At 27.5% G+C, this 15,196-nt stretch carries 10 protein-coding genes; 2 read left to right on the top strand and 8 right to left on the bottom strand.

Annotation, left to right across the window (positions count from 1 at the left end; genetic code table 11):
• Window positions 1-2: 2 nt before the first annotated feature.
• Together KGF48_RS04260 and KGF48_RS04255 are read right to left on the bottom strand one after the other, a co-directional pair.
• Entirely contained in the window at window positions 3-1,892 is a 1,890-nt protein-coding gene (locus tag KGF48_RS04260) for a PTS sugar transporter subunit IIA (protein WP_227839972.1), read from the bottom strand.
• 87 nt (window positions 1,893-1,979) lie between these two features.
• Window positions 1,980-3,341 carry a Sapep family Mn(2+)-dependent dipeptidase gene (locus tag KGF48_RS04255; protein WP_227828178.1) on the bottom strand — a complete coding sequence of 454 codons (1,362 nt, stop codon included), beginning with the start codon at window positions 3,339-3,341 and terminating at the stop codon, window positions 1,980-1,982.
• A 172-nt stretch (window positions 3,342-3,513) separates the two neighbouring features.
• Between KGF48_RS04255 and manA the strand changes: the two genes are divergently transcribed.
• On the top strand, window positions 3,514-4,458 hold the full coding sequence (gene manA, locus KGF48_RS04250; RefSeq protein ID WP_227828177.1) for a mannose-6-phosphate isomerase, class I: 945 nt from the start codon (window positions 3,514-3,516) through the stop codon (window positions 4,456-4,458).
• Between the two features lie 126 nt (window positions 4,459-4,584).
• Here manA and KGF48_RS04245 read toward each other — a convergent pair whose 3' ends face one another.
• From KGF48_RS04245 to KGF48_RS04225, 5 genes are all read right to left on the bottom strand, one after another.
• Window positions 4,585-7,323 (bottom strand): ATP-binding protein, encoded by a 2,739-nt coding sequence (locus KGF48_RS04245; RefSeq protein WP_227839964.1) that lies wholly within the window; start codon window positions 7,321-7,323, stop codon window positions 4,585-4,587.
• Window positions 7,324-7,428: 105 nt separating this feature from the next.
• Window positions 7,429-9,312 carry a selenocysteine-specific translation elongation factor gene (gene selB / locus KGF48_RS04240; RefSeq protein ID WP_227828175.1) on the bottom strand — a complete coding sequence of 628 codons (1,884 nt, stop codon included), beginning with the start codon at window positions 9,310-9,312 and terminating at the stop codon, window positions 7,429-7,431.
• Between the two features lie 74 nt (window positions 9,313-9,386).
• On the bottom strand, window positions 9,387-10,766 hold the full coding sequence (selA, locus tag KGF48_RS04235; RefSeq protein ID WP_227842364.1) for an L-seryl-tRNA(Sec) selenium transferase: 1,380 nt from the start codon (window positions 10,764-10,766) through the stop codon (window positions 9,387-9,389).
• A 54-nt stretch (window positions 10,767-10,820) separates the two neighbouring features.
• Window positions 10,821-11,867 carry a selenide, water dikinase SelD gene (gene selD, locus KGF48_RS04230; RefSeq protein ID WP_227839960.1) on the bottom strand — a complete coding sequence of 349 codons (1,047 nt, stop codon included), beginning with the start codon at window positions 11,865-11,867 and terminating at the stop codon, window positions 10,821-10,823.
• Window positions 11,868-11,959: 92 nt separating this feature from the next.
• Window positions 11,960-12,664: a DUF655 domain-containing protein gene (locus KGF48_RS04225; protein WP_227828174.1), complete on the bottom strand. Its 705-nt coding sequence runs from the start codon at window positions 12,662-12,664 to the stop codon at window positions 11,960-11,962.
• Window positions 12,665-12,743: 79 nt separating this feature from the next.
• Here KGF48_RS04225 and KGF48_RS04220 point away from each other — a divergent pair, with 79 nt between their 5' ends.
• Window positions 12,744-14,033 carry a D-alanyl-D-alanine carboxypeptidase family protein gene (locus KGF48_RS04220; protein WP_227867766.1) on the top strand — a complete coding sequence of 430 codons (1,290 nt, stop codon included), beginning with the start codon at window positions 12,744-12,746 and terminating at the stop codon, window positions 14,031-14,033.
• A gap of 306 nt (window positions 14,034-14,339) precedes the next feature.
• Here the strand turns inward: KGF48_RS04220 and panC are convergent, their stop codons facing one another.
• On the bottom strand, window positions 14,340-15,188 hold the full coding sequence (gene panC, locus KGF48_RS04215; protein ID WP_227828172.1) for a pantoate--beta-alanine ligase: 849 nt from the start codon (window positions 15,186-15,188) through the stop codon (window positions 14,340-14,342).
• Window positions 15,189-15,196: the final 8 nt, after the last annotated feature.

The following is a 15,196-nucleotide window of genomic DNA, read 5'->3' as shown; positions in this document are numbered from 1 at the left end:
CCTTAATTACCTATTAGTGCCATTAATTTATCAAAGTCACATATTTTAATAATTCCTCTTACACCACCCTCATCTTTTATAAAATTGTAAAGGTATTTAAATATTGAAAAATTATGTTTTTCTTTAGTATTAAAAAATACCATAAATACTAGTTGAACTTCTTGTTTATCCCAAATTATTGGATTTTCAAGTATTCCAACTCCGATTATAGATTTTTTATCTCCCTTCACTATTGTGTGAGGTATAGCTACTAGATTTCCTATTTCAGTTGATGAAATATTTTCTCTTTCTATTATGCTTTTTATTGAACTTTCTTCTATAAAGTCTCTTTCTTTTAACTTGTTTGAAAGCGAAAGTATAACTTCTTCTTTTGTATTTGCTTTTATACTGAAAAAAGCTCTTTCATCAAACATATTACTTATTATTTTTCTTCTTTCTTCCTTTTCATAAAAGGCTTTGTTTACGTTTTCAATTACGCTATCATCAAAAATATTTTCTATATATAGTACTGGCTTTTCATATCCTTTTAATTCAACCGTCGATACTACCAAATCAACATCTTGACTTATTGCCATATCAAGATATCTAAATGGATAAACACCTACAACATTTAAATCACTTATATTTTGCTTTAATTTTTCAGAAAGAAGCTGACCTGTACCTATACCATAGTGACAAACTATACAAATTTTCTTACTTGTATTTTTTTTCATTCTTTCATTTGAAGCAGCAAAATGAATAGCTATATATCCAAGTTCATCCTCATCTAATTTTAAATTAAATTCAGTTTCTATCTTATTTGATAAAAACACAGCTAAGTTAAAAGCTATTGGAAATTTCTCTTTTATTTGATGAAGTAGTGGATTATTAGATTTTATATTAGCTTTTGCTCTATTTAAAAACCTCTTTATATGGTCAGATATCGCTATCATAAACTCTTCATCTTTTGTATAATCACTTCCTGAGATAAGTAGTATATCTTGAAGAGCACTACTTATAACACAACTTATTCTTTCTTCAATTTCACTTGCATTTTTTATTCCCTGTGCACCTCTATATGCTATTACACCAGAATAATTTGAAATATAAATTACTTCATCTTCAATAAGTTTAAATCCAACCTTATCAGATATTTCTTTCATAAGCTTTTCTATAAAACTGTAATTATGAAATCTATATCCTGTATCTATTAAATTTATATTTTTACTATGACCTCTCTTACTTCTAAACACAGAAACTATTATTTTTGAAAGTAAAAGATTAAAATCTTTATCTGAAATTATTGTTTCTTTTTCTCTTAAATGCTTTTCTAAAATACTTTCTATGCAATTTATATCGTTTTCACTGATATCATCCAAAAATACTTTGATTTTACTCTTCTCATCCAACTTTATTGCATAATCAGTAATCAACTGTCTTATATTAATTTCTTCACCATATATATAGCTTCCATAATAAGGTTTAGATTTTATAACTAAGTCATACTTTTCAAGTTTTCTTTTAAGCTTACTAGATAATTTATTTATGGCTGCTATACTTAGATTTAATTCTTCTGCCATTACTTCTATACTCATATAATTTCTGTTAATCAGCATACATATTATATTTGATATCCTTGCTTCTTCAGAATCATCCAAGAAACCATTTATATATTTATTTGCTTCTTTAACAGCCTTTGCTATGTTAGTTTTAGAGCCACTTAACTTATATCCTATGCCTCTTGAAGAATCGATTTCTAAATCATACTTACTCAAAATACCATTTAAATCTGCTATATATCTTTTAATAGTTTTAGTAGATACATCTAATTTAATAGCTAGTTCATTTGATGTCATATATCCATCTTTATTGCTTAAACTTTTTACTATTACTGCATGTTTCTTAGTTATCATTGTATCACCTTCTCTTTGATTTCAATTATATATCAAATAAATTTTTAATTGTATATATAATATGTCTATATAAGGGACATTTTGTATTTATATATTATTACATAATGTAACTATTGCCTCCGCATAGATACCTATCGCAGTTATAAATCTATCTAAGCTGGCAAATTCATTTGCACTATGAACATTTCCAAAACTACCATCAGGAAATTCACACCCAAATATTACTGAGTTCTTCATTTCAGCTGCATAGCTTCCTGCACTGGTTACTCTAACAACACTTTTTGAGTCTCCAGAATACTTTACATATATCTCATGTAAACTCTCTACAAGTTTTGAATTCTCATCTATATAATTTGCTTGCTTTAAATTTTCCCCAATAAACTCAAATTTATTAATATTATTTCTTTTTATATACAAATCAAATTTTTCTATTATCTCTTCAACTGTCAATACTTCAGGATATCTAACACTTAAAATTACTTCAAGCTTTCCATCTTTTATATTTATTATTGTCGGAACCATTGATAGAATTCCACATTTCCCTTCAACATTTAAGCCAAACAGTTTTCCATCTATATTATCTTTATTTATTAGCTTATACAAGTCTTTTGCCCAATCTTCATCAAGATTTTCTGCTAAAACTTTAATTGTATCTAATATGGGATTTATTGCTTTTTCAGGTTTAGATGAGTGTCCACCTTTCCCATTCACAATATACTTACCATCATTAAAACTTATTGAAACATTATTAAAATCAGAATTTATATAGTCATTACTTAAATTTTTAATATTTTTTATATACACTTTATCTGGAATTGTATTAAACTCTATTCCACCACTTAAATCTAGATATTTATCATCTATATCCAGCATTAGCTTTATTATTGCTCCACCCTTTTCTCCATTTAGTACAGGAAATTTAGCATCTGGGGTAAATCCATATACACCATGTGGTTCTTTGCTATAATAGTGCTTTATGCACTTAAATCCACTTTCTTCATTTCCTCCAGCAATTAATCTAACTTTTCTCTTTAAATCTATATTTAGACTTTTTATCATTTTTAATGCCAAAAAATTTGCTATCATAGGACCCTTATTATCTGAAACACCTCTAGCAACTAATTTATCACCTATAATATCTAGCTTAAATGGCTCACTATCCCATCCTTCTCCTGGATTTACAACATCACAATGTCCAAATATATCTATATAATCTTTACCATCTCCATATTCAATATAAACAGCATGATTATCTATATTTTTAACAGTGAAATTGTTTTCTCTACCTAAATTTTCAAACCAGTTTAATGCATCATATACACCTTTTCCAAAAGGCATATCTTTAGATACAGTATTTTTATCATAAAAGGAAGGTATACTTACCCATTCCTCCAACAATTTCAAGAATTCTTTTTTATATTTTTGATTTTCTTCTTTAAATCTCTCCATGATTATCACTCCAATTTAAACCTTTATATTATATATCATAGTTTATCTTGTTTCATAACTCCTTATACTTTATGTCATTTCAAGGGACAAAACTTTTTTACTATTGATTTTATAATCTATTTATATATAATTATTTGTAGGATAAATTTAATATTATAGGAGGAACAATATTATGGAACCATTATTTTTAAAACCTATTTTTATGGATAGAATATGGGGTGGCACTGCACTTAGAGATAAATTTAACTATGAGATAAAATCACCAACAACAGGTGAATGTTGGGCTATAAGTTCTCATAAAAATGGAGATTGTCTGATAGAGAATGGAGAATATAAAGATAAAAAGCTATCTGAATTATGGGAGAAAAATAGAGAATTGTTTGGTAATACACCTGGAGATAAATTCCCTTTACTTACAAAAATACTAGATGCCAATGACAATTTATCGGTTCAAGTTCATCCAAATGATGAATATGCTCAAAAAAATGAAAATGGAGAATTAGGTAAAACAGAGTGTTGGTATGTAATAGACTGTTCTGAGGATGCAGAAATTATAATAGGTCACAATGCAAAATCTCGTGAAGAATTTATAGAAATGATAAATAATAATGAGTGGGACAAACTGCTTAGAAAAGTTAATATAAAAAAAGGTGACTTTTTCTATGTTCCAAGCGGAACTATACATGCTATATGTAAAGGAACATTAATTTTAGAAACTCAACAAAATTCAGATACCACTTATAGAGTTTATGATTATGATAGAACCGATAACTTAGGAAATAAACGTGAACTTCATGTTCAAAAATCAATAGAAGTTACAAATGTCCCTCATACAAATTTTGATACTGATTATAAAACTGTATCAACACCAAGCTTTAAATGTACAACATTTGTATCAAATGAATTTTTTAGTGTTTATAAATTAGACATTTTTGGAAAATGTAATTTTACTCACAACACACCTTTTTCTTTGTACAGTGTACTTGATGGAGCTGGTAAATTGATACACAATTCTATAGAATATGATTTAAAAAAAGGTATGCATTTTATATTACCAAATAGCTTTGGAGATTTTGGATTTGAAGGTAATTTAGAAATTATATGCTCCCACATATAGATACAAAATACATTTAACTTTAACAAAAGCTAGACTAACATAAAAACTCCTTTTTATGATAGTCTAGCTTTTATAGTATACTATACTAAATATAGAATATGTTATTTTTACAATTATAATAAATTTTTAATAATATATATCAGAAAATTCTATTTTTATTTTTTCCTGAAGATTATATATTCTCTTATCTTCTGTATAGTACTCATTACTAAAACTTTTCATTGGCAGTGAAATTAAGAATTCTGTACCCTTATTAACTTCACTTATTACTTCTATATCTCCACCATGAAGACTTACTAGGTTCTTAACTATAGCAAGTCCTATTCCACTTCCTTCAGTGTTTCTAGATAAAGTCTTGTCAACTTGTGAAAACTCTTCAAAAATCAACTCCAATTTATCTTGAGGTATACCAACGCCAGTATCTTTAACACTTATGATTACTTTATCTATTTTATAATAAATGTTTACATATATCCATCCTCCATTATCAGTAAATTTAATACAGTTTGATAATAGATTTAGCATAATTCTCTCAATTTCAGCCTTGTCTACATAAACATTGATTTCTTCAAGCTCTGTATCAAATAGAATTCTTATATCTTTTCTACTTGCATACTCTTCTATATTCATAAACAAATCTTCTATTACAGATACAATATTGTATTTTGCAAGTTTAAGTGTATAAAACCCTGACTCCATCTTTGTCAAATCTATAATATTATTTATCAATCTTTGAAGTCTATAGGAACTTTGTCTAACTAAATCAACATGAGATTTAATATTATTATTATAGTCTTTTATTTTTTCGCTTCTATAAAAAGAATCTACCAATTGATTTGAACTTGATATAACATTTAATGGTGTTTTTAACTCATGAGACATATTTGCGAAAAACTCAGTTTTTATTTTATCTGTTTTAAATCTTTCAAGCAACTCTTTTTCAGCTTGTTCAGAGTATTTTTTATGTGCTAAATCTTTTATAATAAGCATTATATATCTAGTGTTATATATCGCAAAAGGTAATGCACTTAATTCTACTTCTACTATATCATCATAATTATTTATTAATTCATATTCTAGTAGAAGTATACTTTTATTTTCATTTAAAACTTTAGTCATATTTTCAGTAAATTTTATTTTTTCTTCAGTATTTGCATTCATTAATATCTTAATATTAGAATCTTTTACATCATCTATACTTGTAAAAGATAGCATATCTAAAAATGACTTATTTGCATAATTTACACTTAAGTCTTCTCTTAACAAGCATATACCATCAGGTAGTATATCTATAAATCTTGAATAAGATGATTGACTTTCTTCAAGTTTTATTTGTGATATCTTTCGAGAAGTTGTATCACGTATTACAATAATAGTTTTATAAGTTCCTTCATTATTATAATGAGAAAAACTCATCTCTACATATTTTACTTCACCCTCTATTACATACCTTTTTTCTATACTTTCTTCACTTTTACATATTGATGAAAAATCGATATTTTCTAACGTCTCTTTAAATATTTGTCTACATGCATTATTTACATATATTTTATTACTACCTTCAAGTACTACTATACCATCTCCAACACTTTCTAAAAAGTCTTCACTTCTCTTATTTGCTTCAATAAATTTTCGTTCATATTCCTTTTTCTTAGTTTTATCCTTTAATACACATAAGACTCCTTCTATTTGTGTAGCTATGATTAAAGGAGCAAATATAGCTTGGTAAACCTTATTATCACTTGTATCAATAAATTTTTCTATATTTTTTTTATTGATAAATACATAATTAATGCTTTCTATTAAGTCATTAAAATTTTTAACTTTATTACTTAATTTACCTTGTTCTTTATAATCTCCAAAAATATTTCTAAAACTTTTATTTGCATATGTAATTTCTCCATCCTTACTAAACACAACTATACTATTTACAGCAACATCTAAAGTAGACTGTAATCGTAATTCTCTTTTTATAAGTATTTCTTTAAGTTCTTCTATTTTTTCTGTTTCATATATTAATTTTTTGTTTTTTTCTTTCAAACTTTCCGTTTTTATTGTTAATTCTTCATTTGTATCATGTAATTCCAATGCTGTTTTCTTAATATTCTTAGATACTATATAATTATATAAATAGTATAATGATACATTTATTATTATTTGTGATAACATACCTTCTATATGCCTATTACCAATTACTATATGTAGTAAATTTGGAACTCTTGATAAGATTGTTATTATTATTATTCTATTAAAAAACTTTTTTTCACTATATTCCCATTTATTTACGTTTGAACTTGAGTTTAGTTCAATTCCACTCATAATAGAGGCAATTATCATAAATATAGATGTAACAACCCCTAAGGTATAGTGTAATGTCCCTCTGTCTAAAGAGTTACAAATTCCAGATATTATGAATAAAGATGATGTTGTCAAAACTACAGCTACTACAAATAAAATTATGCTCGAATGAATTTGTTTATTATCCTTAACAAATTTAAAACTTAAATACACACCTAGTATAGGAAATAAATCTGTTATTGCTGATATTGTAATGTTAGTTCCAATTATAACTTCTTCTCTAGCACCTAAACAATTAAATAAATATATACACTCCAATACTCCAGTTGCTGCAAATACTAACCCCAAAAATGTAGAAAATGAATCTACCTTAAATTTTGTAGTATTAAATATAATCATCCCTGTAGCTATTAAGAATGTAGCATATACAGCATGCAGTAAAATTTCATATTTATTTGTATCTTTTATAATAAATAACAAAAGCACTGAGCCCATTATTATAAATAAAAGGCTCATGTCTTCTCTTTCTTTTATATCTGGTTTCACAGCAGGTATTATATTCTTCAATACTTTACACTTCCTCTTAATTAATATTTTATACTAATTAATTTATACGATACTCGACATTATAATTCCTTCTTTATACCTCAAAGCAAAAACAGACATTTTCCGCTAAAACAAAATTCTTTTGTTTTCTATTCTCTTAGTTATTTTATTTCTATCAAAGTTTTCTAATATAATCATACAATTTTTTCTACTAGAATCTATCAAATCTCTGTATTCTCCTAGTGTTATTTCCTTATTTTCTTTTATATAATTTATTAAAGTATTCTTTGCATCTTCATAAATATCTTTATCCATTATATACAAATCATCCAATTTCTCTACTTTGTTACCTATCATTGACTCTAATACTTCAGCATAGTTATGATTTCCTTCAGAAACTTCATCTATTGTCAATATTGAAGAAACTCCACATGATTTTAGCCTTTTTTCTATTTTTTTTGCTATTTCTCTTTGTTTGTCATTTAAGATAACTTCAAAATCAAATAATGATATTATATTATTTTCTATTTTTATAATATTTTCTGTAGATAATTTTTCTAGTAAAATATCCATTTCTCTAGTCTTAAAATTACTTTCTACCTTGGACCTTACTTCTTCTTTTAACATACCTTTTCTCAATCTATACTTCTTATGGTACTCACTTAAAAGATTTATCGTGCTTTCCTTCAGTTTATTATATTGATTTATATGCATGTACATGTTTCCAATAGGCAATACTTTATTTTCTGATATAAGTATCTCAATAGCTCTTTTTACATGTTCTTCATGAGCACCACTATAGCTCATTATTGCTTTTATATTTGGATAATTTTTTAGGTTTCTCTTTAAGTATTCTTCTATTATATCTTTAAGTTCACCTTTTTCTTTTATTTTTAATGCCTCTATAGCTTTTTCATCAAATCTCTTATGCTTTTTAGGAGATGGGTCAATTATCACACCTCCACCTATAGTTTCCATTGGAGAATAGCGTCTGACAACAAAAGTATCACCCTTCTTAGATACTATACTTTCTTCAAGTCTTAGCTGAACATATCCATTCTCTCCATTTTCAATTAAATCTTTATCTAGTGGAACTGCTCTACAAAGTATTTCTCTAGTACCATGATACAATCTCAATCTATCCCAATGTCTTATCCCTTTTTCTAAATGATTTACTAATGATAATTTTACATCTAACATCATTGATTCTTCTAATGAATTTGGAGCCGCCAAGACATCTCCTCTTTTTATATCATCTACCTTTACATTTGATATGTTGATTGCTGTCCTTTGTCCTGCATAAGCTGTATCTTTATTTTCCCCATGAACTTGTATACTTCTTATCTTTGTTTTTAATACTTGTGGATATATAACCAAATCATCCTCTATACTTATCTTTCCTTCTATTAAGGTACCTGTTATTACAGTACCAAATCCCTTTATAGAAAATACTCTATCTATATTAAGTCTTGCTGGAGAATTTTCGTTTTTATCTTCTATTGCCTCACTCATCTTATCTATTTTTTCAATAAGAGTATTTATTCCTTTTTTAGATACAGAATCAACTTCAATTATTTCTGCACTTTCAAGAAAAGTACCTTTTATTTTTTCACAAATATCTTCTTTTACTAGTTCTCTAAATTCTTCGTCTACAGTATCAGATTTAGTCAAAACTACTATTCCATTTTTTATATTTAAAAAACTTAAAATATCTAAGTGTTCAACTGTCTGTGGCATAACGCCCTCATCTGCTGCTACAACAAGTAAAACTATATCAAGTCCTGATGCTCCAGCTAGCATGTTTTTTATAAATTTTTCATGTCCTGGTACATCTACGATACCAGCTCTTCTATTATTTGGTAAATCAAAATAAGTAAACCCTAGATTTATTGATATACCTCTCTTTTTTTCTTCGTCTAATGTATCAGTTTCTCTTCCAGTCAATGCTTTTATAAGAGTTGTTTTTCCATGGTCTATATGACCTGCTGTTCCAATTACTACGTTTTTCATTTTTTGCCCCCTATCAAAGCTTAAATGCTTCTAATTTTCAATTAAAATTAACAGTATTACTATCTCAAATTTAGTTAATTAAAGGCTTTTCTTAATTCCTCAACTACTACATCAAATTCATCATCAAATATAGTTCTTACATCTAAAACATATTTATTATCATATACTCTAGCTATTATATGAGCTTCACTGAGTCTTAATTTTTTTTCTAAAGACGAAACATTCATATGCTCAGGAGTTATTGTTATTACCTTTGTGGCTATCGTTTCAAGAGGCATAGACCCTCCTCCCACCTGAGAAAATCCATCTTCTATGTTTATTTTAGCATTTAGATTCAAGGTAGTTATTTTTTCAAATAATTTGTTTGCCTTTGCTTCTAATTCTTCAATGGTATATGTCAACATTTTTAAAGTAGGTATGTTTTCCACAGCTTTTGTTTCATCTAGGTACATTCTTAAAGTTGCTTCAAGGGCACATATTGTAAGCTTATCGACCCTAAGAGCTCTAGTAAGTTGATTTTTCTTCATTTTTTCTATATACTCTTTTTTCCCAACTATAATACCTGCTTGTGGTCCACCAAGCATTTTATCTCCACTAAAAGTAACTACATCCGCACCTTGTCTTATAGAATCTAATACAGTTGGTTCATAAGATAATCCATATTTTGATAAATCTATAAATACTCCACTTCCTAAGTCTTCTATTACAGGTAACTTATATTTTTTACCCAAATTAACTAGCTCTTCTATAGATACACTCTCTGTAAATCCCATAATTCTATAGTTACTTGTATGAACTTTCATCAATACATTAGTTTCTTCTGTAATAGCTTCTTTATAATCTTTTAAGTGTGTCTTATTAGTTGAACCTATTTCCACTAATTCTGCACCACTAAGAGCCATTATACTTGGAATTCGGAAAGAACCTCCTACTTCCACTAGCTCTCCACGTGATACAATTGCTTCTCCTCCTTTGGCCATTGTACTAAGTACAAGAAGCACTGCTGCTGCATTATTATTAACAACTAGTACATCTTCTGCACCAGTAAGTCTTTTTATTGTATTAGTTAAATGAGAATATCTTGAGCCTCTTTCTCCATTATCCAAATCATATTCTAAGTTTGAATATCTTGAAGCAGCACACCATAATTCATCTTTTATATCTTCACTAAGTAAAGACCTCCCCAAGTTTGTATGAATAACTGTACCAGTTGCATTTATAACTTTTTTTAATGATAATGAGTAATTTAATTTAACTCTCTCTATTGAAGATTCTATTATTTCATCAAATTCTATTGTTACAGAATTAGATGCATCTTCTTTTAATCTTAATATAAATTGTCTCTTAAAATCTATCACTTCTCTTACAGATTCTAAAACTAAACTTCTAGGATATTCCTCTATTATTTCTACTATTCTATTATCACTTAATACTTCATCAACTGAAGGTAACATTGCAAATAATTCTCTTTTGCTCAAAATAATCACTCTTTCTCTATATATAATATTTTATAAAACTGTAATATATTTTTCCCCTTTTGTCACTACAGAACCTATGATTTTTGCTTCTATTGCTCCATTTAACTTCATATCTCTTACAAGCTCTTCTGCTAGTTCTTCTTTTACAGAAATCAATAACCCTCCAGAAGTTTGTGGGTCATATAGAATATCTTGAACTGCAACTTTTACATCTCCTACAACTTCTACATCCTTTGATACATAATGCATGTTTTTATACATTCCAGCAGGTATGATTCCCATTTCTGCCATTTCTATAGCACCCTCGATAATTGGAACATGCTTTGAATCAATTTCAAGACTTACCTCAGAAGCTTTAGCCATTTCTAAGGCATGCCCAAGTAAACCAAATCCAGTGATATCTGTAACTGAATTTACATCAATTCTATCAAAACTCATTGCTGCATATTTATTTAAATGTATCATTATTTCTACTACTTTATCACATATATGTTGTTCTACCATACCTTCTTTCATGGCTGTATTTAATACACCCACACCGATTGGCTTTGTTATAACTAACTTGTCACCAGGCTTTGCAGTGGCATTTGATAAAACTTTATTTGGATTTACAATTCCAGAAACTGAAAGACCATATTTAGGTTCTTGGTCATCTACAGTATGACCTCCAACTAATAGGGCACCACTTTCTTTTACCTTATCAAATCCACCTTTTAATATTTCTGCAAGTACATCCATATCATGACATGATGGAAAACAAACAATATTCATTGCAACTAAAGGCTTTCCTCCCATAGCATATACATCTGATAGTGAATTTGATGCAGCAATTTGACCAAACACAAACGGGTCATCTACCATTGGTGTAAAGAAATCCAGTGTTTGAATAAGTGCCATATCATCATTTAATTTATACACAGCAGCATCATCTGCTGTATCTAATCCTACTAATAAATTTTCTATATTATCATTTTTAGGCAGTTGAGATAAAACTGATGCCAGAACCTCTGGCCCTATTTTAGCTGCTCATCCACCTGCTGTTGTCATCTCTGTAAGTTTTTTTTGTTCCTTCTTCATAAAAGTACCTCCTTTACTAAATTTCCACATATACACACATATACATACATATTTATAATACCATATCTATAAGTGAGTTTTGTATTATATTTTTAGTCTGTACAAATTAAATCTTTTAGATTTTCGTATTTTTTATCTCCTATACCATTCACATTTTTTATATCTTCAATTGAAGCAAACTGTCCATTTTCTTCTCTATGTTGTAAAATTTTATTAGCTGTAGCCTCTCCAATTCCAGGTAAAGCATCCAGTTCTTCTAATGTTGCTGTATTTATATTTATTTTTGATTTATCAGATAGATTTTTACTATTTTTACTTTCAGATTCATTTTTAGGTTCTTTTTTTAGACTTAATTTATTAGAATCACTACTACTTGTAACAGATATTGTTTCTCCTATTTTAGGTATTATGTAATGTTGTTCATCTTCTAACTTTAGTGATAAATTAATTCCATTTAAATCAGCTTCTTTTGTTGTTCCACCTAATAATTCTACAGCATCATAAAGTCTCTTATCTGATTCTATAGTTACAATCCCCGGTCTATTTACTGCTCCACTTATGTATATAGTTATTTTATTAATTTGAATATTTTTATCTATTTTCCCCTCATCTTTATTATGCTGATTACCTTCATTTTTAACTATTTTGTCTACCTTATCTGTTTTTTCATTATGTGAATTATTTTTACTTACAACATAAATATCTTCTTTAAAGATATCTAGCCGATTAATGATTATTGCTGATAATGTTAAAAAACATATGATGGAAAACAAAATAATTTTTACCTTTTTTTTCATATATTAATCACTCCTTTATTTTAATTATTGACAAAAATATGCTATACTAAAAGATGAATTTAAATTTTGGAGGCTCACAATGAAAAGAAATTTATCACTTTTATTAATCTGTTTCTTGATATTTGCTTCATTTTTAGGAAGTTCTGATATATCTTTTGCAGATGATGAACCAGCTATAGTTGCCAAACATGCCGTTTTAATGGACTATGAAACTGGAAAAATATTATATAATAAATCTGGAGATTCTAAGCTTTATCCAGCTTCAACAACTAAGGCATGGACAGCTTGTTTAGTTTTGAAAAAGGTTAAGGATTTAAATCAAGTAATAGAAATTAAAAACCTACCTCAGATAGAGGGTTCTAGTATGTACCTGAAAGAAGGAGAAGCTTTCACTGTAAGACAATTATTAAACGCTCTTTTAATTCATTCTTCTAATGATGCTGCATTTGTATTAGCTAGATATGTTGGTGGAGGAGATGTACAAAAATTTGTTGACCTTATGAATTCTGAGGCAAAAAATATTGGAGCTACTGGCACTCATTTTAACAATCCTCATGGATTACCAGACCCAAATCATTACACTACAGCTCATGATATGGCTCTTATGGCTAGAGAAGCTATGAATAATGATGTTTTTAGACAAATTGTAAAAACTAAGTCACTTAAGTTTGATGCTACAAAAGCATACCCTTATGAAAGATATTTTGTAAATACTAATAAATTTTTAACATCACATGATAAGATTACATATAAAGGTCAATCTATAGATATAAAATACGACATAGTTGATGGCATAAAAACAGGATATACTGATGCTGCTGGTAAATGTCTTTTATCTAGTGCAGTAAAAGATGGAAGAAGAGTCATTGCTGCTGTATTTAATTCAACTAATTACGATTTATATTTAGATTCACGCATCTTAATTGATTATGGATTTGATAATTTTAAATGTGCTACTATTGTTGATAAAGAAAAATATACTGATACTAAAAAAGTATTATTTACAAAACAGCATGAATTAATTTATGAACCAAAACATAGTTATAAGATAACTTTAGGACAAAATGAATCTCAAGGTGACTACAATACTAAAACTGAACTAGATAAAATTGATTTGCCTGTAAAAAAAGGTACTACGGTTGGTACTTTAAATATATATAATAGTGGTAAACTAGAAAAGAGTATAGATTTAGTTGCTAAAAACAATCTTGATAGTAGTCTTCCATTTATAACTGAAAATAAAACTTTGATGATTTTTATTAAAATTATTATAGCTATTTTAGTACTCTTAGTTATATTTATAATAGCTTCAAATATTAAAAAGAATAATAAAAAAAAGTCTAGAGGAAAAAGAAATATGAGAAAATAACAATTATTAATGATAAAACTTAAGTGTATTTCTTATTATAAAAATAGACGATATATTTATTTGATTTTTAAAGTTTTTAAATTGAAAATATAAATTCTAAAATAAAAAAATTTAATTAGAAATAGATTAGGGGTTCTTAAGAACCTCTTTTCTTTTTTTATACAAAAAAGGAGATACCCAAATTTTTATTTTGAGACATCCCCATATAATTACAACTAATCATAATCTTAAACGAATCTGATTTTTAAATTTTCCTTTTTATAAAATATCATTTTTTAAATCATCTATACTGTATAAAATAACAGCCTATATATCAAATTGAAATGTAAAGTTATCAATTAATCTAGTTTTTCCTATGAAAACAGCACTTGCTACAAGTACAGAATTTTCTATATGTTCAACAGGTTGTAATGTCTCACTATCTACAATTTCAACATAATCTATTTTTGTTGAATCTTCAGAATTTATTTTAGATGTTATTAATTCTTTTATTTTTTTTACATCTAGATTTCCTTTTGCCAGTTCTTTTTTTGCTAAGCTTAAACTTTCATTTAAAACTAAAGCAGTTTTTCTTTCTTCTTTTGAAAGATATGTATTTCTTGAGCTTTTTGCTAAACCATCATTTTCACGAACTATAGGGCAACCTATTATTTTTGTGTCTATATTCAAATCTTTAACCATCCTTTTAATTACTGCTAGTTGTTGAGCATCTTTCTCTCCAAAATAAGCTTTATCAGGAGTTACTATATTCAGAAGTTTTGAAACAACTAGACAGACACCACCAAAATGAACAGGTCTTTTAGAACCACAAAGAAAATCTGTAAGTCCAGACACATTTATGGTAGTACAATGGCCTTTCAAATACATTTCTTCTGATGATGGATTAAAGACTACTGATGCACCACTATCTATACAGTATTTAAAATCTTTTTCTATATCTCTCGGATAGCTGTTAAAATCTTCGTTTGGTCCAAACTGAGTTGGATTTACAAATACACTTACTACTACCTTATCATTTTCTTTTACAGCTTTTTTGATAAGGCTTTGATGTCCTTCATGTAAAAATCCCATAGTAGGAACAAGGCCTATAGAATAGCCAGCTTTTTTCCAATCTTTAACTATATTCCTTAGTGATTTTATTTCTTTTATAAGCATTTTGTACC

The organism is Clostridioides sp. ZZV15-6388 (assembly GCF_020657755.1).
Lineage (GTDB): Bacteria > Bacillota > Clostridia > Peptostreptococcales > Peptostreptococcaceae > Clostridioides.
Note: the sequence above shows the minus strand (reverse complement) of the source record. Positions and strands in the feature narration are given on the sequence as shown.